Source organism: Mycobacterium paraterrae (assembly GCF_022430545.2).
In the GTDB taxonomy this organism is placed as follows: domain Bacteria; phylum Actinomycetota; class Actinomycetes; order Mycobacteriales; family Mycobacteriaceae; genus Mycobacterium; species Mycobacterium paraterrae.
In genome coordinates, this window is the sequence record NZ_CP092488.2 from 5,165,148 (window position 1) to 5,186,470 (window position 21,323).

Annotated in this window: 19 protein-coding genes and 3 pseudogenes; 14 read left to right on the top strand and 8 right to left on the bottom strand. The window is 64.4% G+C overall.

What is annotated here, in order from left to right; genetic code table 11:
- The first annotated feature begins 62 nt into the window (after positions 1–62).
- Complete coding sequence (locus MKK62_RS24860) at positions 63–971, top strand: enoyl-CoA hydratase (protein WP_240263255.1); 909 nt, start codon at positions 63–65, stop codon at positions 969–971.
- A gap of 17 nt (positions 972–988) precedes the next feature.
- Positions 989–1,399, top strand: coding sequence for a PaaI family thioesterase (locus MKK62_RS24865; protein WP_240263254.1), 411 nt, complete (start codon positions 989–991; stop codon positions 1,397–1,399).
- On the opposite strand, the gene MKK62_RS24870 is transcribed toward MKK62_RS24865, so the two are convergent.
- Positions 1,378–2,397, bottom strand: a complete 1,020-nt coding sequence (locus MKK62_RS24870; RefSeq protein WP_240263938.1) for an acyl-CoA dehydrogenase family protein — start codon at positions 2,395–2,397, stop codon at positions 1,378–1,380. The two genes, MKK62_RS24865 and MKK62_RS24870, sit on opposite strands and share 22 nt — an antisense overlap.
- A gap of 106 nt (positions 2,398–2,503) precedes the next feature.
- On the opposite strand from MKK62_RS24870, the pseudogene MKK62_RS26620 reads away from it, so the two are divergent.
- Together MKK62_RS26620 and MKK62_RS26625 are read left to right on the top strand one after the other, a co-directional pair.
- Positions 2,504–3,070 (top strand): annotated as a pseudogene (locus MKK62_RS26620) (acyl-CoA dehydrogenase family protein); the annotation flags it as partial.
- 216 nt (positions 3,071–3,286) lie between these two features.
- Positions 3,287–3,661: pseudogene (locus tag MKK62_RS26625) on the top strand (acyl-CoA dehydrogenase family protein); the annotation flags it as partial.
- Here the strand turns inward: MKK62_RS26625 and MKK62_RS24880 are convergent.
- Complete coding sequence (locus tag MKK62_RS24880; RefSeq protein WP_240263252.1) at positions 3,658–4,434, bottom strand: TetR/AcrR family transcriptional regulator; 777 nt, start codon at positions 4,432–4,434, stop codon at positions 3,658–3,660. The pseudogene MKK62_RS26625 and the gene MKK62_RS24880 overlap by 4 nt on opposite strands.
- 314 nt (positions 4,435–4,748) lie before the next feature.
- Here MKK62_RS24880 and MKK62_RS24885 point away from each other — a divergent pair, with 314 nt between their 5' ends.
- The gene (locus MKK62_RS24885; protein ID WP_240263251.1) at positions 4,749–5,936 is read left to right on the top strand and encodes an amidohydrolase family protein; all 1,188 of its coding nucleotides are present in this window, start codon (positions 4,749–4,751) and stop codon (positions 5,934–5,936) included.
- Positions 5,937–5,952: 16 nt separating this feature from the next.
- On the opposite strand, the gene MKK62_RS24890 is transcribed toward MKK62_RS24885, so the two are convergent.
- From MKK62_RS24890 to MKK62_RS24905, 4 genes and pseudogenes are all read right to left on the bottom strand, one after another.
- Complete coding sequence (locus MKK62_RS24890; RefSeq protein WP_240263250.1) at positions 5,953–6,777, bottom strand: enoyl-CoA hydratase/isomerase family protein; 825 nt, start codon at positions 6,775–6,777, stop codon at positions 5,953–5,955.
- Positions 6,778–6,791: 14 nt separating this feature from the next.
- On the bottom strand, positions 6,792–7,880 hold the full coding sequence (locus MKK62_RS24895; RefSeq protein WP_240263249.1) for a hydroxyacid dehydrogenase: 1,089 nt from the start codon (positions 7,878–7,880) through the stop codon (positions 6,792–6,794).
- A 28-nt stretch (positions 7,881–7,908) separates the two neighbouring features.
- On the bottom strand, positions 7,909–9,024 hold the full coding sequence (locus MKK62_RS24900) for a TauD/TfdA family dioxygenase (protein WP_240263248.1): 1,116 nt from the start codon (positions 9,022–9,024) through the stop codon (positions 7,909–7,911).
- Between the two features lie 52 nt (positions 9,025–9,076).
- Positions 9,077–9,956 (bottom strand): annotated as a pseudogene (locus MKK62_RS24905) (HpcH/HpaI aldolase family protein).
- A gap of 5 nt (positions 9,957–9,961) precedes the next feature.
- Between MKK62_RS24905 and MKK62_RS24910 the strand changes: the two are divergent.
- Both MKK62_RS24910 and MKK62_RS24915 read left to right on the top strand, forming a co-directional pair.
- Complete coding sequence (locus MKK62_RS24910; RefSeq protein ID WP_240263246.1) at positions 9,962–11,107, top strand: acetyl-CoA acetyltransferase; 1,146 nt, start codon at positions 9,962–9,964, stop codon at positions 11,105–11,107.
- Positions 11,107–11,511 carry a Zn-ribbon domain-containing OB-fold protein gene (locus MKK62_RS24915; protein ID WP_240263245.1) on the top strand — a complete coding sequence of 135 codons (405 nt, stop codon included), beginning with the start codon at positions 11,107–11,109 and terminating at the stop codon, positions 11,509–11,511. Before MKK62_RS24910 ends, MKK62_RS24915 begins: the two co-directional genes overlap by 1 nt.
- Here MKK62_RS24915 and MKK62_RS24920 read toward each other — a convergent pair.
- Positions 11,508–13,034: a class I adenylate-forming enzyme family protein gene (locus MKK62_RS24920; protein ID WP_240263937.1), complete on the bottom strand. Its 1,527-nt coding sequence runs from the start codon at positions 13,032–13,034 to the stop codon at positions 11,508–11,510. The genes MKK62_RS24915 and MKK62_RS24920 overlap by 4 nt on opposite strands.
- 109 nt (positions 13,035–13,143) lie before the next feature.
- Between MKK62_RS24920 and MKK62_RS24925 the strand changes: the two genes are divergently transcribed.
- Positions 13,144–14,010 (top strand): SDR family NAD(P)-dependent oxidoreductase, encoded by an 867-nt coding sequence (locus MKK62_RS24925; protein ID WP_240263244.1) that lies wholly within the window; start codon positions 13,144–13,146, stop codon positions 14,008–14,010.
- A 3-nt stretch (positions 14,011–14,013) separates the two neighbouring features.
- Here the strand turns inward: MKK62_RS24925 and MKK62_RS24930 are convergent, their stop codons facing one another.
- A complete protein-coding gene (locus MKK62_RS24930) occupies positions 14,014–14,841 on the bottom strand; it encodes an enoyl-CoA hydratase/isomerase family protein (RefSeq protein ID WP_240263243.1) in 828 nt (275 codons plus the stop codon).
- Positions 14,842–14,893: 52 nt separating this feature from the next.
- Between MKK62_RS24930 and MKK62_RS24935 the strand changes: the two genes are divergently transcribed.
- The 6 genes from MKK62_RS24935 to MKK62_RS24960 are packed head-to-tail and all read left to right on the top strand — an operon-like array spanning position 14,894 to position 21,256.
- Entirely contained in the window at positions 14,894–16,144 is a 1,251-nt protein-coding gene (locus MKK62_RS24935; protein ID WP_240263242.1) for a hotdog family protein, read from the top strand.
- Positions 16,145–16,148: 4 nt separating this feature from the next.
- Positions 16,149–16,955, top strand: coding sequence for an enoyl-CoA hydratase/isomerase family protein (locus MKK62_RS24940; RefSeq protein ID WP_240263241.1), 807 nt, complete (start codon positions 16,149–16,151; stop codon positions 16,953–16,955).
- Complete coding sequence (locus MKK62_RS24945) at positions 16,952–18,199, top strand: acyl-CoA dehydrogenase family protein (protein WP_240263240.1); 1,248 nt, start codon at positions 16,952–16,954, stop codon at positions 18,197–18,199. Before MKK62_RS24940 ends, MKK62_RS24945 begins: the two co-directional genes overlap by 4 nt.
- Entirely contained in the window at positions 18,196–19,011 is an 816-nt protein-coding gene (locus MKK62_RS24950) for an enoyl-CoA hydratase/isomerase family protein (protein WP_240263239.1), read from the top strand. Before MKK62_RS24945 ends, MKK62_RS24950 begins: the two co-directional genes overlap by 4 nt.
- Positions 19,008–19,808 carry an enoyl-CoA hydratase/isomerase family protein gene (locus tag MKK62_RS24955; RefSeq protein WP_240263238.1) on the top strand — a complete coding sequence of 267 codons (801 nt, stop codon included), beginning with the start codon at positions 19,008–19,010 and terminating at the stop codon, positions 19,806–19,808. Before MKK62_RS24950 ends, MKK62_RS24955 begins: the two co-directional genes overlap by 4 nt.
- Positions 19,805–21,256, top strand: a complete 1,452-nt coding sequence (locus MKK62_RS24960) for a class I adenylate-forming enzyme family protein (RefSeq protein WP_240263237.1) — start codon at positions 19,805–19,807, stop codon at positions 21,254–21,256. Before MKK62_RS24955 ends, MKK62_RS24960 begins: the two co-directional genes overlap by 4 nt.
- Positions 21,257–21,323: the final 67 nt, after the last annotated feature.

Sequence of the window (21,323 nt, forward strand, 5' to 3'; positions counted from 1 at the left end):
GAACATAGCTTCTCACATATTGATAACACCATTGCCGGGACGAGAGAACCGTGGAGGAAGCGATGAGCGATTACAAGTTCCTGAAGTGGGAGTCGTTTGACGACGACCAGATCGTGCGCATCTCGCTCAACCGCCCGGAACAACGCAACGCACAGAACCGCGGCATGCTGGTCGAACTGGACGACGCGTTCGCGCGGGCCGAGGCAGACGACAATGTCCGCGTCGTCATCCTCGCCGGCGAAGGCCCGATGTTCTCCTCGGGTCATGACATTGGCTCCAAGCAGGCCCGCGCCGAATTCACTCCCGGACCCGACCAGCATCCCACGACCAAGATCAACGGTGGGACCCGCGAAGGCGCCGAAAAGATCATGCTTCAGGAATGGCACTACTTTTTCCAGAACAACCTGCGCTGGCGCAACCTTCGCAAGATCACCATCGCCCAGGTCCACGGCGACGTGTTCTCGGCGGGCCTCATGCTGATCTGGGCGTGCGACCTGATCGTGGGCAGCGAAGAAGTGCGATTTGCCGACGTCGTGGGCACCCGATTGGGCATGTGCGGCATGGAGTACTTCGGCCATCCTTGGGAGTTCGGGCCGCGCCGAACGAAAGAACTCATGCTGACCGGTGACGCCATCGAGATCGAGGAGGCCTACCGCCTCGGCATGGTCAGCAAGATCTTCAAACGCGACGAACTGCCGGAGCGGACCTTGGAAATGGCTCGGCGCATCGCCACGGTGCCGACGATGGCGGCCTTGTTGATCAAGGATTCAGTCAACCAGTCCGTCGACAACATGGGCTTTTACAACGCACTCCACTCGTGTTTCACGTTGCACCAGCTGAACCACTCACACTGGGTCGGGGTGCGCGATGACAAAGGCGCGGTTGCCGGTGAGGAACAGGGGGTTCCGAATTGGCGGACCGCTCCGCCGATCGTTACGTCGCTGAAGGACCGGGTCCGGGCCGACGCGTGACGCCCACGCCGCGCCCGATGGAGGTGACCATCCCCGGCCACCTGTTCGAGCATCTGCCGTTCTACGACGTGGTCGACGACGACGACACGGTGGTGGTCGATCTGCAGAACCGTGAAGATCTGGTCAACGTTCGTGGCGCGCTCCAAGGCGGCTTGCTCGCCACGCTTATCGACGTGGCGGGCGGGCGGCTTGCCATCAAGTACGCCAAGGCCGGAGCGGGTACCGCCGACATGTCGATTCACTTCCTTGCGCCGATAGTCGAAGGTCCTGCGCGGGCCACCGCAACCCTGGTCCGCGCGGGCAGACGATTGATCGTCGTCGCGGTCGATGTCGTCGATGTGGCCAAGGATCGGCTGGCCGCCCGAGCGACGCTGAGCTTCGCGGTGATGGAGCCTCGCGAACCGGCTCAGCCCACCACCGCTCCGTAACGCGCATCTGCGACTCGGTCCAAGGCGACGCCGGGCTCACCGAAAACCATTGCCCAGCCGCGTATCCGGCGATAGTAGAGCTGAATGTCGCCCTCCATGCCGAATCCGTATCCGCCGTGGATCTGCAGGCTCCGCCGGGTAGCCTCGCGTGCCGTTTCATAGGCGAAGGCGAAGGCCATCGCCGCCAGTTCGCGAACGCGATCGGGCTCGTCCGCGAAGGCGCATGCGGCCTTGAGCCCGAGCAGCCGCGCCCCGTCGGCGGCGGTGGCGCTGTCGGCCAGGGGATGCGATACGGCTTGAAACGTACCGATCGCGGCGCCGAAGGCATGGCGTTGTTTGGCGTAGTCGACACCTAACTCCACGGCCCGCTTGGCCGCGGCCGCCATCGCGATCGCGGTCAGCGCCAGCCACAGATCGAGAGCGGTGGAAAACATCTCCCGTGCGCCTGTTCCTTCGGCGAGCACGACTGATTCGTCGTCGACCGCGATGTCCGCCAACGGCATTGACGCCAGGTTTGCCACTGCGGCGCGGTTCTTCCCGATCGGTACCGCCAACAACCGACCCTCAACCAGGGCGACGACGTAGTCCGCGACCGCTCCGCCGGGCACCATGCCCAACCGTGGCCCCTGAGCTTCGCGGGGCGCGAACGTGGCAAGTTGCTCACCGGCGATCACCGCGCTCAGCAGGTCCTTGGCAGCCTCGCCCGATTGCGCCAGCAGGCGCGCGGCAATCTGCGCCTCGATGAGTGGAGCTGAGGCGACAGCGCGACCGAATTGTTCAGCGATCAAACCGAGTTCGAGTTCCGATGCCCCCCATCCGCCGGCAGTCTCGTCGACCGACATCTCCACTGCGCCCGTCTCCAGCAACGCCCTCCACAACTTGAGGTCGAAACCGGACGGCTCGGCCGCCCGGATTCGCTCAGAGGTCGATTCGCGGGCGAACAGGGCGGCGAACGAGTCCACCAGTTGTCGTTGTTCACCCGTTAGGCTCAAGTCCACGGCTGTCGGTCCCATCACGTGCGGATATCTTTGCTCTCAGATTTGAGAGTAACATTATCGAGCACACCCGCCTTGGCCGTAGGCAACGACAGATTGGCGTGCACACATGCATTTTCAGCTCGACGCAGACACCGCTGCCTACCGCGACGAAATCCGGGCTCACCTACACGATGTCCTGACACCCGAATTCGAGGAACGTCTCTATCACAGCGGCGTGTCACACGACGACGAGTTCGCGAAAGGTCTTGTCGCGAAGGGCTACTTTGCACCGGGGTGGCCTGTCGAGTTCGGCGGGCAGGACCGCAACCTGTGGGACGACCAGATCCTCAAAGAGGAATTGATGCGCGCCGATGCGCCCGTCTACCTCTCGGAAACCACCAGGATGGTCGCGTCGATCATCCGTGAGATCGGCACGCCGGCGATGAAGGACCGCATTCTGCCCGGCGCGCTCAACGGTGATATCACCATCGCTCTCGGCTTCACCGAACCAGAATGCGGGTCAGACGTCGCCGCTGCCGCCAGCAAGGCCGTTCGCGACGGGGACGACTGGGTGATCAACGGCTCCAAGATGTTCACCACCAACGGCCACATCGCCGACTACATTTTCCTGCTTGCGCGGACCAACCCCGACAAACCGAAGCACAAAGGTTTGACGATGTTTCTGGTGCCACGCGACACCGACGGCTTCGATGCACAGGCGGTGTGGACGCTGTCCGGGGAGCGCACGAACATCACCTTTTACAGCGACGTCCGCATCGGCGACGAGTGGCGGATAGGCGAAGTCGACGGTGGGTGGCAGGTGCTCGGACTGTCCTTGCAGGACGAGCACGCATCGGGCTGGGGCCCGCACCTGACGCGACTGCTTCATCATTCCGAACGGTGGGCCACTTCGCCCGACGCGCAAGGTGCCCAACCCATTACGAAGCCGGACGTCCGTCGTCGACTCGCCAGGGTCGCGATGGAAAACGAGGTGTCGGAGTTGCTCCTGCGCCGGTGTGTGTGGATGCTCGAACAAGGCGACATTCCAGTGTCGGAAGGCCCGATGTCCAAGGTGTTCAGCACCGAGGCGCTCGTGCGCGCCAGCCAGGACATGATCGAACTACTCGGCGCCGACGGTTTACGGAGCTATCTGGAACCGACCGCCCCGGAGCGGGGCAGGATCGAACACTCGCTGCGGTTCTCCTTGGGCACCACGATCTACGCGGGCACCAGCGAAGTCCAGCGCAACATCATCGCGCAGCGCGGCCTGGGCCTACCTCGCTAGCTTGCCGACCGGCGGGTTGTAGTGGCGCGCGGTGTCGCCTTGCGCGTCCGCTTTGCCCCACCTTCGATCGGTGGCGTGACGGCTTGTTTGCACCACGCCCACAATTGGTCCTCGGTGAGTTTCGGACTCTTGCCGCCCAAATGGAAGACGCCGATCTGCGCCAGCGCCGTGAGCGTCGTGTTCATCAACGTGGTGAGCTGCGCAGGGGTCAGGTCCGTGCGCACCAGACCCGCCCGAGCGCACGATGTGAGGATCTTGGTCAGCAGCTTCAGGTGCGGCTCCCACACCTTGGCGAAGTCGTCCGGCCGCTCAATCTCCAAGCTGAGGTTGTAGATGGTCATGACACGGCCGCCGACAGCTTCCGAGGACTCCGCGCGCGACAGCACGCCGCGGCAGAACGCCTCCAGCTTCTCCATCGGGCCGTCAGCCGCGGCCACCTCTTGCCGAATGTTCTCGGTGAACTGACTCGTGACGTTCTCGTAAAGCGCCAACATCAATTCTTCTTTGCCGGCGAAGTGTTGGTAGAACGCCCGCAGGCTCAGATTCGACCGGTCGATCAGCGTCTGGATGGTGAAATCGGCCTTCCCCGACTCCTCCACCAGTTCCAGGGCAGTGGCCAGGAATCGCGAACTGCGCGCGAGAGCGCGCGCTCTGGCCGTACTCAACCGCCTCTCGATCGTGCGCTCTTGCCACGTCCCAGGCACTTCGACCTCGGCATCGACCAGTTCCAAGCCGGACTCAAAGTCGGCTCCAGCAGGCTTTTTTGTAGGCATAGTTCTGCCAGAATACCGTGCAACAACCAAAATGCGCGTTCTACCTACACGTGTAGGTTGATTGTCACTCCGCAGAAGTACTGGTTTCCGCTTCAGCCTTGTTCTTCGGCATCGCACACCGCCCGCGCGTTGGCCCGATGGCCAACCACCCACGGCCGTGGGCGCATTGGAATTCCATCACCGAGACTCCTGGCCGCGGATCGATGCCCGAGCGCGCGAGGCGACGTACATGGGGTACCGTGAAAATGGTCATTCTCAATATTCGAGTCAACGTGCCGCAGCTGAAGCGCAGGCCGTTCCGAAGGAGTGGAGCCTTGAGCGTCGACATCCCTATCGTCTCGCCGGACGACCATCTGGTGGAGCCCGCCGACCTGTGGACCAGCCGGCTTCCGGAACGCTACCGGGACATCGGGCCGCGGATCGTGCGCACTCGTGGACGAATGAACCCAGCCGTCACCTCCGACGTTGCATTCATCGAAGACGACGAGGGTCGCGACGCGGACATCTGGCACTACGAGGATGCCGTCATACCGATCCCTCTCATCAGCGCGGCTGCCGGATACGAAATCGACGAGCTCACCACCGAGCCGATCACCTACGACGAGATGCGGCCGGGCTGTTACCGCGTCGAAGATCGCCTCGCCGATATGGATATCGCTGGGATCGAGGCCTCCGCCTGTTTCCCGAATACCCTGGTGCGCTTTTGCGGTCAACGCTTCCTGTACGCCAAGGACAAGGAGCTGGCGAAGCTCTGCGTGCAGGCCTACAACGACTTCCAGATCGACGAGTGGGGCGGCGGCTCGAACGGACGGCTGATCCCGCTGGGCATCATCCCGTTATGGGATGTCGAGCTCGCGGCGAAAGAGGTCGAACGAGTCGCGGCAAAGGGCATGCAAGCGATCTGCTTCTCGGAGTTGCCTTCTCGTTTGGATCTGCCCTCCATTCACAGTGGCTACTGGGATCCCTTCTTCGCGGCATGCGAGCGGAATCAGGTCGGCATCATGCTGCATATTGGATCGAGTTCGTCGCTCACCAAGTCCTCGCCCGATTCACCGCACGTGGTCACGAGCGCGCTGATGGCCGTCAACTGCACCATCGCCATGGTCGACTGGCTATTTTCCGGCAAGCTCAGGCAGTTCCCCAACCTCAAACTCGCATTCGCCGAGGCGCAGGCCGGCTGGATCCCGTATTACCTGCAACGCGTCGACGAGGTCTGGGAAGACCGGCGTGCCTGGGGCGGCATCCATCCGCTGCTGACCGAGCCGCCGAGCACCCAGGTTCCCGGCCGGGTGTGGTTCTCCACTTTCGGTGATCCGGTCGCGTTCCGCATTCTCGATCTGGTTGGTGAAGACCAACTGATGTTCGAGACCGACTATCCCCACAACGACACCAACTGGCCGCATAGCACCGCAGTTGCCAATAAGGCGACCGAAGGACTAGACGAGGCGACCAAGCGAAAGGTGCTGTCCACTAACGCAAAGAACTTCTTCGGGATGGTCTAGCGCGAGCTCCGGTCCGTTACAGAGCTTTCCACTCGGGCTTGCGCTTCTCCAAGAAGGCTCGTGGTCCCTCGATCGCGTCTTTTGTCAGCGCAACCTTCATCCGGTAGTTCTCGGCCAGAAGCTCGGCTTCGTAGATCGGCAGGGTGAGCCCCTTGCGCACGGCCATTCGTGAACCCCGGACGGCGAGCGGTGCGTTGGAATTCACGATGTCGGCGATCTCCCACGCCCGCGTCATCAACGAGTCATGCGCGACCAACTCGGTGAATACCCCGAGATCGTAGGCGCGCTGCGCATCGAGTCGCTCGTGTTTGCCCATCAGAATCAGACGCATCGCCATCGGCAGCGGCAAGATCCGGGCGAGCCTGACCCCTTCACGACCCGAGGTCACCCCAATGCTGACATGCGGGTCCATCAACGTTGCACGCTCGGATGCGATCGTGATGTCCGCCGTCGTCACCAGGTCCATGCCGGCACCGCACGCAATTCCGTTGACCGCGCAGATAATCGGCTTGGTCATCTGTAACCAGGGGGGTGTCGCTTCCTGCGGTGCGTCCCATTGGCGCATCGAGCTGAGGATGGGTTCGCCCTGATTGTCAATGCCGGCCGCGTTCTCCATATCGTGATCGGCGGCCTTGTTGACGTCGGCTCCCACGCACAACGCACGACCGGCGCCGGTGATGATCACCGTCCAGATATCTTGTGAGCGTTCGATGTCCGCGTACGCCGTCGCGAGTTCCGCGATCATCTCGTCGTTGATCGCGTTGAGCACCTCAGGTCGGTTGAGGGTCACGCAGGCCGTGTGCCCCCTGACCTCGACCTCGATCGTGTCGTACTGTGCCACCGGATCGGGCCTTTCTATGTCCGCGTCGACGAGATCGTAGCTGCTTGGGCGGTCGGCTGAATCCCCAGGATTTCGTGGAATCTTTCGCAGTACCGTGGCCAGACATCGGGATTCAGCAGGCGAGGCGGAATCTGGCCATCAAAGATTGCCTGCCATTGGGTCGCGGTCGCGACCGCGATGTCCCGCGCGGCTTCGGCGGTGATGCCAGCGGTGTGTGGCGTGGCTATCACGTTGTCGAGCTGAAGTAGCGGGTTGTCGTGACGCGGCGGTTCTTCATGGAACACGTCGAGGCCCGCTCCGGCTATCTCACCGCTGACGAGGGCCTCGAGCAACGCTGCCTCGTCATGCACTGGTCCGCGTGCCGTGGTGATGAAAAAGGCGGTCGGCTTCATCGCGGCGAATTGCTCTTTGCCGATGAGCCCGCGCGTCTCCTTGGTCAGGGGGCACGTGACTTGGACGAAGTCCGAGCGCTCGACGAGCTCGTCGAGGTTCACCTGCCGCACACCACGCGCCGCGGCGGCCGCCTGATCGACATACGGGTCGAAGACCAAGATTTCCATGCCGAATGGCGCACACAGCTCGACCAGGCGGCCGCCGATGGCACCGAGCCCGACAACGCCTAGCGTCTTACCGAACAGCTGGCTTCCCCGCAGCGCCATTCGGTCTCCGATCGGACCGCTGCGCAACGCCCGGTCGGCGACGGTGATCTTCTTGGCCAGGTCCAGCATGAACCCCAGGGCGTGCTCCGCCACGGCCTCGGCCCCCGGCCCGGAGTTGTTACACACCACTATCCCGGCTCGCGTACACGCCTCGACATCGATGACGTCATAGCCCGCGCCGGCCGAACAGACGGCGAGGAGGGACGGGCAGCGCTTGATCAGTGCCTCTGTGGCCAGCCACTGGGCGCCGTCGCTGGCACGCGCAACATCGGTTCGCGTCGCGACTTGGTAGCCATGCGCGGACTCCAGTGCAGCCCAACCATCTTCGGCGGGCGCCGTCAGGTCGAGCGCAACGATGTCGATATCGGACTGCGCGAGGACATCGGCGGCAGCGGGGTCAGTCCAGCGCTCGACAACCAATCGCGGTCGTGTCGCGTTCGTCATCTCCGGTCGAGACCCGATGCACCGTCCGTCACGGCCGGGCCTTGGGTTTCGCCTGCGCCGCCTTGAACATGTCGGCAAGTGCGGTGTCGACGTTGCGGTAGTCGTTGCGCGCGATCGTCCCGTCGCGTCCGGGCACCACGTCGTATCCGAGACGCAGGTCTTTGTTCTCCATGTGGAAGTACTCGCGGCCCAGGGGCAGTCGACGATCCGCGAGCGGGACTTCCATCCACGCACGCAGGAAGCAGCGGGCCTTCTTGGGATCGTTACTACTGACAAAGTCAGAACGGGAATGGCACATCGCAAAGTTGTTGGCGACGGCCGCTTCCCCGGATTCCAAGCGGAATTCCACCTGTTGGTCGATGAGGATGTTGCGGAGCAGCTCCACCGCTTCCTCTTGTTGCGGGGTGAATTCGCGGCCGAGCGTCTTCATCGCCGGCAAAATGCTGCTGTAGGTGAAGTTGATGCAGATTCGCCCGTCGATCTGAGAGAACACCGGGACGTCGTAGGGCGTGACGTCGGGCTGATCGTCGGGTTGTTCGCTACGCCGGTGGTGAGGAAATCCCTGGTAGAGAACCTCGAGCAGGTCCGGGCGTTCGGCAAGGATCCGGTTGTGCGCGGCAGGTCCGCTGGCGAACTGGCTCTCCCCGCCCTCTGCCGCCGGGTACACACACAGCAGCGACAAGATGTCGGCGGCATCGTTGTGCATCGCCAATTCGGCGCGCGACTTCGTGCCTCGGGCTGGCTGCACGCCGCCGGGCAGGATCTCCTCCTGAACGCGCACCATCCGGTGGCCGAAGGAGTTGTTGGACACCAGGTAACCGAGGTGCGTGCAGAACGCCCAGTAGATGCGCTCGAGATCCTCGATGGAATGCCGCTCTACGGGAAAGCCCCGCACACATGCCAGCCCTTTGCCGTACATCAAGTCGTGGTAGAGCCGGCCCAGGTCGTCATCGAGGTCTGGGTGCCGCGCGTCTTCCGGCGTGATCTCATCCCGATCCTTATGGGCGGTCTTGACCAGAATCGACTCCAGCGCAGCCACATTGCGCGTCGACAGGTCGAACGCGAAATCTTCCTTGCTCGTGAAGTCCGAGCCGGTCCACGCCATTGAATCGGCAACGGGTTCGGTGTAGATGGCGGTGGGCATCCGGTCCTCCAGGTCTTGTCGACGTCGCTTTCGAGCTATCGGTTGGGACTCATCACGAGGGTTCTCGTTGCGGCCCTTCGAGTCCACGGAGCGCGCGCGCACGGGCGGTAGCCGCCTCGGTCATCATCCCGACGTCAGTTCCCGCCGAGATGAATCGCAGTCCCATCCCCACGAATCGATTCAGCAGGTCAAGAGACTTTATTCCGGCTATCCCGAGCGCCACGCCGTGATCACGACAAGCCGCCGCGACCGATTCTACTGCACGATGGAAATGAGCATTCTCATACTGTCCGTGGATACCCATTTCGGCGGTCAGATCGCTCGGACCGAGCAAGATCATGTCGATCCCTTCGACCGCGGCGATCGCGTCGGATGCCTCGACAGCTGCCGGCGTTTCGACCATGACGGCGACGACCGTGCGTTGTTCCAGCAGCTCCACCAACTGGTCTGCCGCTCGCGGCTGATATCCGCTGACCGCGTTGGGCCCGGCAATAGATCGATGCCCAATCGGGGGAAACCGCGCAGCTCCAACGACCGCCTCGGCCTCTTCTTTCGAATTAACGTGCGGGACAATGATTCCCACTGCACCGCCATCCAAGACCCGCGCAATGAGGCTTGGATCGTGAGACGGCACGCGCACCAGACCGGCGATTCCGGCACCGGCCGCGGTTGCGCACAACATCTGCGCTGTCTCCAGTGACGTTGCGGTGTGCTCGAGGTCGACGTAGACGGCGTCATACCCGCTGGCCGCCGCGATCGCGGGCACATCCGGAGTACGGGAATTCAGCAGCGCGAGACACAGCACAAGCGCTTCGCCCCGCAATGCGTCCCTGAGCGCCGTCGCCATGAGCTTAACCGTAGCGGACCGAGAATGGTGTTTCCACAATCTTGTCAACGCTCGTTATCGGTACTGGCATCGATGTGATAACCATTAGCAATGCCGTCCAACCGCGTCGCCATCGTGGGCGCAGCCCTGTCCGACTGCGGCCGCGTTCCCGACAAGACCGCGATGGCGCTGATGGCGCAATCGTCGCGGCGCGCTGTCGCAGACGCCGGCCTCACCAAAGACGACATCGACGGCTTCGGCGGTCACGGATCGCTACTTCCCCCAGTGGAAGTCAGCGAATACCTTGGCCTGCAACCCTCCTGGGTCGACGCGACAAATGTCGGCGGATCGTCGTGGGAAGTGATGGCCGGCCACGCCGCAGCGGCGATCGCAGCCGGGGACATCGAGGTTGCTTTGCTGACCTACGGCTCGACCGCGCGCTCCGATGTCAAACGTCAGGTCCGCGCGTCGGCGGCGGCAATGGGCACCGGAGGCGCATTGCAGTATGAGGCGCCCTATGGTGCCACTTTGATCGCCAAGTACGCCATGGCCGCCCGGCGACACATGATCGAATTCGGCACCACCGTCGAGCAGTTGGCCGAAGTCGCCGTCGCCGCCCACGAATGGGCATCGATGAACGACAACGCCTTTGAGCGCGAATGCATCACCGTCGACGACGTGGCGGCCGCACCGATGCTGGCCGAACCGTTCACGTCGAAGCACGTGTGCTTGCGCACCGACGGTGGCGGTGCCGTCGTGCTTGCCAGCGAGCGCGTGGCGAGGAATTGCGCGAAGGATCCGGTGTGGATTCTCGGCGCAGCCGACGCGACGTCGCACGTCAGCATGAGCCAGTGGCCTGATTTCACGACGACGGCCGCCGCCCGCTCGGGGCCGCGGGCGTTCGCGCAGGCCGGAGTCAGCCCGCACGACATCGATGTGTGCCAGCTGTACGACTCGTTCACCTCGACTGTCCTTTTGACCGTGGAGGACCTCGGGTTCTGCGCCAAGGGAGAGGGCGGCCCTTTCATCGAGTCGGGTGCGCTGCGGCCGCGCGGGGCGCTTCCCACCAACACCGACGGCGGCGGTTTGGCATCGTGTCACCCAGGGATGCGGGGAATGTTCCTCATGGTGGAGGCGGTGAAGCAACTGCGCGGGGAATGCGGACCGCGCCAAGTCAGCGGGGCCGAGTTGGCGTGCGTACACGCGATGGGTGGTTTCTTTACCCACAGCGCGACGATGATTCTGGGGAGGCAGTAGTGACGACCCCCGATCGGCCCACGATCGACACCGACGGGCAGGCGTGGTGGTCGGCGGTGCAGGACCGCGCGTTGATGGTGAATGCCTGCCGGACGTGCGGCCAGAACTCGCTGTACCCCAGGCCATTCTGTCCGCACTGCTGGGGCGATGACGTCGAGCTGGTGCCGGCCAGCGGACGCGCACGCCTCTACACCTGGAGCGTCATCCATCAGAACGGCCCGCCGTTCAATGCGCGGACACCGTACGTGCTGGCGATGGTCGATCTGCACGAGGGACCACGACTGATGACGGTTCTCGACGATTGCAGCGCCGAAAACCTCAGCGCGGAACTAGAACTGGAGATCGCTTTCCGCGACGACGACGACGGATTCGTCGTCCCGGTATTCCGCCCGGCCACTAGCTAGCCGGACGGCGCTAGGCGCTCGGCCAGTAGACGCGGGCGTCCGACGGAGTGCGTGCCGAGCGCCTTGCGATCGACCTTGCCGTTGGCGTTGAGCGGCAGCGGGTCGTCCCAGACGACAAGTTCCTCGGGCAGTTTGTATTTCGGCAGCCCCTCCGACGTCAGAGCACGGGCCACCTCAGCGAGCGAGAACTCGGCGTCAGGATCGAGCACGACAGCCACCGCCAGTCGCTCACCGGTGGTGGCGTCGGTGACCGAATAGGCGGCGCATTCGCGGACCCCCCGGATCCTCGCCACCGCCTCTTCCACCTCGGCGGCCGGGATCTTCAACCCGTTGCGGATCACGATGTCCTTGATACGTCCGACTATTCGCACCCGATCGCCGACGATTTCCGCCACGTCGCCGGTCCGGAACCACTCGCCGTCGAACGCGGAGACGTCATCATCGGCGTCGGTATATCCGAGAAAACAATGCGGGCCCCTGACGCAACACTCGGTCGGTTCGGACGCCGACCCGACGCGTACGTCGACGTCGCCGAGGGGCACCCCGTCGTCACCATGGCGCACGTCGCGGGGCTCGTTGCGCAGGCCGGACGTGCTCACCGGGATCTCCGAGGAGCCGTAGGCGCGCATCACCACGATGCCGAACTCGTCTTCGATGCGTTCGACGATGCGCCGGTCGAGCATCGTGCCGCCGAGATATACCGCGCGCAGGTTGATGTCGGCGCGACGTTTCGCGGCTTCGTCGAGCATCCTGTCCAGGAGTCGGTCTGGGCCGCCGTACCACGTCGCGCCGGAGCGGATCAGCAGATCGCATGTCGCCTCAGGATCCCAGCGATCCTCGAGAATCACCGGTATAGCCAGCTCAGGGCCGATGAACAGCGCCTGCACCACGCCGGTCACCGAAGCCAGCGGGCTGATCAGGAAGATCCGGTCCTCCGGGCCCAAGCCCGCCGCCGTGACGTAGTTCGCCGAAGCTTTGGCCAGCGTGCTCAGTGAGTGGATGACCCCTTTCGGCCGCGACGTGGTGCCAGAGGTGTACAAGACGAACGACGGCTCGTCGGCTGCCCTGCCCGGACTCGGGGGCGGAGCAGACCCCACCAGGCCGCCGCCGTCGGATAGTCGGATCCAGCGACAGCGCTCTGACAGTTCAAGGTCGGTGATCGCGGTCCAGTTCGGCGCCACCCCAAATCGTGCTCCCGATCGGGAGACGACGTCGACGACCTGCGACGCCCCGGCGCTTCGGGGGACCACCAACAGCACCGCGTCGATGCGCACGGCGGCGTGGACACACACGACGGAATCGACATCGTTGCCGACCACCAGAACAACGGCGCTACCTGCGCCAACACCGGCATCGAGCATCGCTCGCGCCGCGGTGTCGACGCGCTCGTCGAGTTCGGCGTAGGTCAGTTCGACACCGCGAGCCGCAAGGGCGAGCCCGGCCGGGTGCCGCGCAGCCGCAGACCGGACCACGTCGAGCGGCTCCGCGGTCCAGAAGCCGGCTGCCCGGTAGCGCGCCCGCAACTGGCCGGCGCGTAGGTGCGCAGACCGCAGCAACTCAGTCGGGCCGCCCATGGTCACGTCCTCCGATGCAAATGCAGGTTCTCTTTTGAGTAAATGTAACCTCTCACCCATGAAGTCAATGACTTTCGACAACCAGGTTGCCATCGTCACCGGTGCGGGCGGCGGGCTCGGCCGCTGTCACGCCCTGGAGCTTGCACGGCGCGGCGCGCGGGTCGTCGTCAACGACCTGGGTAGCGCGGTAGACGGCAGCGGTGCCTCGACGTCGGCGGCTCAGAGCGTGGTCGACGAGATCACCGCGGCCGGCGGCACCGCGATCGCCAACGGCGACTCGGTTGCCACTGATCGCGGGGGCGCGGCGATCGTCGCGGCCGCAATGGACGCCTTTGGACAGGTTGACATCCTGGTCAACAACGCGGGGATCCTGCGCGATGCCGCGTTCAAGAACATGACGGCCGAACAGGTGGACGCCGTCATCGAGGTTCACCTCGCGGGCACGTTCAACGTGACCCGCGCGGTATGGCCGATCATGCGCGAGCGGAACTATGGCCGCATTGTGCAGACCACCTCGGGCACCGGTCTTTTCGGCAACTTCGGGCAAGCGAACTACGGCGCGGCGAAGATGGGCCTGGTCGGAATGATGCACGTACTGGCGATCGAGGGACAGCGTAACGGCATCGCGGTCAACGCGATCGCACCGATCGCGCGCACCAGGATGACCGAGGACATCATGGGAGACGCCGGCAAGGCCATGGACCCCGAGCTGGTCACCCCGGTCGTCGTATACCTGTCACACCGCAGTTGTGATCGCACGGCACATATCTATTCGGTCGGCGGCGGGAAAGTCTCGCGTGTGTTCATCGGGGTCACCAAGGGCATCGAGGACGGTGCGCTCACCGCGGAGACCGTCGCCGACTCGATCGATCGAATCGATGACAGCTCGACCTTCACCATCCGGGGCGGTCCGACCAAGGCGTGACCGTCAACGACCTTGGAACTTCGGCTCCCGGCGTTCGGCGAACGATGCCAGCCCCTCCTGCAAGTCCGCGGTGCGCGACACCACCTCCTGCGCCCAGGCTTCCTGCTCGAACGCACGATCGCGACCCGACTCCGACGACACCGACAGCAGTCGCTTCGTCAGCGACAGCATCACCGTCGGCCCTGCGGCGAGGCGATTGACGATCTCCTCGGCGACCGCATCGGTGTCCCCCGGCGCGGTCACGCGATTGACCAGTCCGAGCCGTTCGCAGGCGGCAGCATCGATCGACTCGCCGAGCATCAGTAATTCGGTGGCCTTGCGCAGCCCCACGATCCGCGTCAACAGGTGTATCGCACCGGAATCGGGCAAGATTCCGCGGTGTACGAACGATTCGATGATCTTTGCCTCGCTGGACATGACGACCAGATCGCACGCCAACACCAGGCTGGCGCCGGCGCCCGCAGCGGTTCCCCTGACGGCGGCGACAACGGGCTTGTCGCAGTCCAACACTGACGCGACCAACCGCTGCCACCCCTGCTGGAGCATGCGCGCAATGTCGCCCGCGCGCCGTTCGGCGACCGGGCTCGGAGCGGCCTGTGAATCCGGCGTCTGCGGGGCCAGTCCCGCCCCAGCGCAGAAGTGCCGGCCGCCTGCCGCGCTCAACAGGACAGCACGCACGCCGGGGTCACTATCCGCACGCACGAACGCATCGGTGAGTGCGTCACGCGCAAAGGGCGACAACGAATTTCCGACTTCCGGGCGATCGATCGTGATTCGCTGCACGCCGTTGTCGTCGACGTCGACAACGATCCCGGATGCCTCGTGTCCCATGTTTCCATCCCTGCGTTAACGGCGTTTCCGCTTTTCGGGTATCTTAATTTCCATGTCCGAGACCGGCCAGATTACCGACGAGGGTCTGGCGCGATTGCGGGCCACCATCGGTATCGCTGTCCCCCACACTCAGCCGCCGCATTACTTTCGCCCGAACGAAGACAGCTTCCGGCACGTCGCGGAAAGCTACGGCGACGCCAACCCGCTGTGGACCGATCCGGAATACGCCGCGAAATCCGTTTGGGGCGAGTCGATAGCACCACCTGCCCTCGTCGGTGGTGACACCCTCATCGGCGAGGACGAGGTCACCACGCTCTCCGAGGATGACCGCATGTTGACCAAGGGCGACCCGTTGCGCGGCGTTCACGCGTTCTATGCATCGTCGTCGCGCGAGTGGTGGGCACCGCTTCGGACGAATCACCGGGTCTTCCGTCGCAACGCTCTCGTCGCGGCACTGGACAAAAGCAGCGAATTTGCCGATCGGGCTATCCACGAATGGTCGGCACAAGTGTTCCGTGACGATGAAGGCGTCATCCTCGGCGGCCAATACCGCAACATGATCCGGACCGAGCGCAGCAAGGCGCGAGGCCGCAAGAAATACGACGCTGTGGAGCTGAAGTCATGGACTCCGGAGGAGATCGCTGACATCGACCAAAGGCTGGCTCGCGAATCACCGCGCGGCGCAAAGCCGCGGTGGTGGGAGGACGTCGACGAGGGCGACGAGGTCGGCCCACTGACAAAAGGCCCACTGACGGTGACCGACATGGTCTGCTGGCATGTCGGAATGGGGACCGGCATGTACGGCGTGCGGCCCCTGCGGCTCGCGTGGCGTAACCGGCAGCGCATTCCCCGTTTCTACACCCCGAATGAACACGGTGTCCCCGACGTCCAACAGCGGGTGCACTGGGAGCCGGACGCGGCGCGAAATGCCGGCAATCCCACCACTTTCGACTACGGACGCATGCGCGAAACGTGGCTCATTCACTTGTGCACGGACTGGATGGGCGACGACGCCTGGCTCTGGAAGCTCGACTGCGAGTTCCGGCTTTTCAACTACGTCGGCGATCTGCACACCATCACCGGGACGGTCGTGCGCAAGTACCTTGCTGAAGGTAATCGACCGGCAGTCGACCTCGAACTCGCGGCAACCAACCACCGTGGCCAGATCACGTCCCCCGGTCACGCCACGATTCTGCTACCCAGCCACGAACGCGGACCCGTTCGATTGCCTGATCCACCCGGCCAGGCGGCCAATCTGACGGAACTGCTCGCAGCCGTATCGGCACAATTTGCCGAGCGCTGAGCCCATGACTTACGCCGATGTCCCGGGCCTTCGAGCCCACCAGCAAGGTCCCGTCCTGCAGCTGACCCTCGATCGCGCCGACCGCCGAAACGCAATCAACGATGTCGTGCTGGACGCGATGATCGCGCACCTGGCCGCTGCCGGCACTGACGAGTCGGTGCGTGTTATCCGGATCGACGGTGAGGGGCCGGACTTCTGCGCCGGGTCCGACTTGGTGGCCAACAACACTCGCTCCGAGCGCAAACCAAGAGTGGGCAGCACCCAGCGCCGCCTGCCAAACAAGGCCAACCGGCTCATCCCGTTACTGCTCGAGACGCAGGTGCCGATCGTCGCGGTGGTCCGCGGCTGGGCCGCCGGCCTGGGATTCCACATCGCGATGGCGTCCGACTTCTGCATCGCCGCCGACGACGCTCGGTTCTGGGAACCGTTCATGGCCCGCGGTTTCACCCCCGACAGCGGTGCAACGTGGCTCTTGCCACGACTCATCGGATTAGTGCGCACCCGACAACTGCTCATGCTCGGCCAGGAAATCACCGGAGCCACGGCGGCCGAGTGGGGCATCATCCACGCCGCGGTCGCCGATACTGAGTTGAGCCGGGCCGCAGAGCATCTGGTCACTCAGTTGAGCGAGGCGCCGACGGTATCACTCGGGCTCACCAAGTGGCTGTTGCACAGCGGCAACGGCCTCGACCTCGATCGCCATCTGCAGAATGAGGCTCTGGCACTGGAATTGTCGAGTCGCAGCGAAGATTTCAAGGAGGGTCTAGCGGCCTTTCGCGACAAACGTGACGCGAAATTCCAGGGTCGATGATGACGCTGCCGATTACCGACACCACGAGTGTGGCCGATGCCGTTGCCGCGGTGCAGCAATGGGTCGACACCGAAGTCCCCGGCGCCTGGCGGACCGCCGCGGCCAATGGTCCAGCCGCCTTGCGGGCAGTGCGCAGCCCTGCCGACTACCAGCAGTGGTATCCGACCTTTGCCGCGTCGGGGCTCGTCGTACCGACTTGGGCGCGCGAACATGGGGGCCTCGGAGTCGGCAACGAGGTCGCCCGGGCGATCGAACACGTGCTGCGCCCGCTGCGACTGTCGCGACTCAACCCGTTGGGCCTCAACAATGCTGCGGCCGCTCTGTTCAGCCACGGCACCGAAGAACAGCGGTTGCGTTTCCTGCCGCCGATCGTGCGCAACGAGGAAAAGTGGTGCCAGCTGTTCAGCGAGCCGGGCGCCGGTTCCGATCTGGCTTCGTTGGCGACGCGCGCAGTCCGCGACGGTGACTCCTGGGTGGTCAACGGGCAGAAGGTCTGGACCACGTGGGCCGACCAAGCCGACTTCGCGATCCTGCTCGCCAGAACCGATCCAGAGGCGCCCAAGCACAAGGGCATCACCTACTTCCTGCTCGACATGCGTCAATCAGGCGTACAGGTCAGGCCGCTGCGTCAGATCACCGGAGAATCCGAGTTCAACGAGGTCTTCATCGACGATGCACGAGTCCCCGATGCACACCGGGTGGGCGACGTCAACGACGGGTGGCGGGTCAGCGCCTCGACGTTGTCCAGCGAGCGACAGATGGTGTCGGGCTCCGGATCCGGGGGCATGGGTCGCCTCGGCGGCTCCGGCGCTGAGCGCCTGATCACGCTGGCGCAGCAGACCGGCAAGTGGAGCGACCCCGTGATCCGTAACAAGGTCATGCGCTTGTGGGCGCAGGAGCAGATCCGTGGCTGGACGAATGCCCGTGTGCGCGCAGCCCTTTCGGCTGGCCAATCGCCAGGAGCGGCATCGTCGATCGGCAAGGTGCACCAGGCCGTGCTGAATCAGCAGATTCAGGACCTCATGGTCGACCTACTGGGCACCGAAGCGATCGCCTGGCCGGCCACCGACGACCCCGATGCGCTGCCGCGCGACGTCCAGGGAATGATGCGCAGCCTCGCCAACGGCACCGAGGGCGGGACCACCGACATCAACAAGAACATCCTCGGCGAACGGGTGCTAGGCCTGCCGAAGGAGCCCGACCCGTGGAAAGGCAAGCCCTGGAAGGACATTCCGCGCTCGTGAGCACCTATCAGCGTCTCGTGGTGGAGAAGTCCGACGGAATCGGCTGGCTGATCCTCAACAGGCCCGACGCCGGCAATGCCTTCGACTCGCTGATGCTCGATGAACTCGAGACAGCGTGGGCCGAACTCGACTCTGATCCAGCCGTCCGCGTCATCGTCAACACCGCTAACGGCAAGCCATTTTGTACCGGCATGGACGTGGTGCAGGTGGCGCGCGACAAAGAGGCGATGCGTCGCCATTCACGCCGGACCCGGGATGCGGAATTGAAGATCTCGTCGTGGCATTGCGGCGTGTGGAAACCGGTGATCGCGGCGGTCAACGGCGTCTGCGCCGGCGGTGGCCTGCATCTGGTGGCCGACGCCGACATCGTGATCGCCGCCGAAGAAGCGTCTTTTGTCGACCCGCACGTCTCGGTTGGGCAGGCCGTTGCCTACGAGGCGATCACACTGCTGCGCAAATCACCGATGGAGGCGATTACGCGGATGACATTGAGCGGCAAGGGTGAACGCATCACCGCGCGGCGCGCCTACGAACTGGGGATCGTCTCCGAAGTGGTCTCCAGCGAGGAGCTTCGCGCCACCGCGAGCAAGCTCGCCACCGCGGTCGCCGCGAACTCGCCGACCGCGCTGCGGGCCACCAAGAAAGCACTGTGGCGGTCCCTGGAAGTCGGTCTCACCCAGGCCCGCAGCGAGGCCGCCGATGCGATTTGGCGGCTACGCAATCACCCCGATCACAGCGAAGGGGCCAGGGCGTGGAGCGAGAAGCGCACACCCCGATGGCAGCCGTTGTCGGACCCAGTGGAGGTGTCATGACATATCGGCGGCTGGTCGTCGAACGACACGGGCCGGTCGGCTGGATCATCAACGACCGGCCGGACCGCCTTAATGCCTATGACGCCGCGATGCGCGAGGAATTTCCCCAGGCCTGGGCAGAGCTCAACGCCGACCCCGACGTTCGCGTGATCGTGCACACCGGCAACGGACGCGCTTTCCAGGTGGGCGCCGACGTCGAGGAGCTCGACGGCGAGGCGGTGCTGCAGTTCCAGGAGACCATGCGCACACTGGATTTGAAGCTGACCGCGTGGCACTGCCACGTCGACAAACCGGTCATCACCGCCGTCAACGGGGTCTGCGCCGGAGGCGGACTGCACTGGGTCGCGGACGCCGACGTGGTCATCGCCTCGTCGGACGCCAGCTTCGTCGATCCCCATGTCTCGATTGGCCAGGTCAGCGCCCTAGAGACAATCGCGCTGATGCGCAAGATGCCCGCGGAGGCCGTGCTGCGAATGGCGCTGGTCGGCAGCCACGAACGGCTCAGCGCCCAGCGTGCCTACGAGCTCGGAATGATCAGCCAGGTCGTCGACCCGCCCGAGCGGCTTCGCGAGGTTGCACAAGAACTCGCCGAAAAAATCGCGCGCAACTCCCCGGCGGCGATGCGCGCCACCAAGCGAGCACTCTGGGGTGCACTGGAATTCGGCCTCACGGACGCGTGCCGCGAGGGTGCCAAGCACCTGACATCGATGTGGGGACATCCGGACCAGAACGAGGGACCGCTGGCCTTCGCAGACAAGCGAACTCCGAAGTGGGCTCCCCTGGAGAACGACTCGTGAGTCTCGCCGAGCTCCTGAACGGTCTGCCCGACGTCGCAGTACACACGCTGCGCGCTGATGTTTCGCGCCACGAATTGGCAACCAGCGCTGACCAACTCGGTGCGCTGCTGGCCGAAGCGGGGCTGCACACCGGGCAGGTGGTCGCTGCCATGCTGCCCAACGACGCCACCACCATCGCCGCGCTGTTCGGTACGTGGCGCGCCGGCGCGGTCTACACCCCGCTCAACCCCCGGGCCGCCGATGCCGAGATCGTCACCCAAATCGCGGCATTGCGACCGGCTGCCGTCATCACAACCCCCCAACTCGCACAACGATTCTCGAGTTTCCACCTGCCGATCATCACAGGTGAGGCGCTGACGTGGGCCGCGGTCGGATCATCACACCAGCCCGACGATGCGCGATCCTACGAAGACGACGTCGCACTGCTGCAGTTCACCTCCGGCACGACCGGGCCACCGAAACCGGTCCCGCTGCGGCACAGCACGGTGCTCGATCTCATCGACCGCCTGCTCGAAAAACTGCGTGGCACCAAACCCGCTGGCAGTAAACCCAAGCGATCCCCCATGCCGAACCTGGTGCCGCTGTCGTTGTCGTTATGGGCCGGCATCTACCAAGTGCTGTTCGCCTTTCGTGCCGGCTCCGGCGTCGTCCTGATGGATCGGTTCTCCGCGACGGAGTTCGCCGCGCTGGTCAAGCGGCACCAATTACGCTCCACGGTCTTACCGCCGGCCGCGCTCACGATGGTGCTGCACGACGACTCCGTCACCGACCTGTCGCCCCTGAAGATCGTGCGATCGATCACGGCTCCCCTGTCTCCCGTTCAGGCGGGCCGATTCCGTGACAAGTTCGGCGTCGTCGTCCTGAACTCCTACGGCCAAACCGAACTCGGCGGTGAAGTCGTCGGGTGGTCGGCCGCCGACGCCCGCGACTGGGGCGAAACCAAACTCGGATCGGTCGGACGACCGCTGCCCGGCATCGATGTCACGATCGCAGAAGACGAAGTGATGGTTCGCACCCCGACGACAGCGGCACGCAAGATCGATCCGGCGTTCCTTGACCGGCTCACTGACGACGGCTGGTTTCACACCGGCGACCTGGGCTGGTTCGACGACGACGGATTCCTGTGGCTCGACGGTCGGGTGTCGGACATGATCAACCGCGGCGGACTCAAGGTCTTTCCCGGCACCGTCGAAGATGTCCTGCTCTCCGCCGACGGAGTCCGCGAGGCCGCTGTAGTGGGGATCGCCGACGAACGACTCGGCGAGGTTCCCTGGGCCTTCGTCGCGCGCAGCGATCGCGAGGTATCCGAGGACATGCTGATCGCATGGTGCCGCGAGCGCCTGACTCCCTACCGCGTTCCGGCCCGGATCGTCTTCGTCGATCAGTTGCCCCGCAACGACGTCGGCAAAGTGGTCAAGCGCGAATTGGCCCAGCTGGCCCGCCCGTAGAATACTTACTCTCGCTCATGAGAACGGTGATAGCGTCATGCGGAAATGCACATTTCCACTCGACATC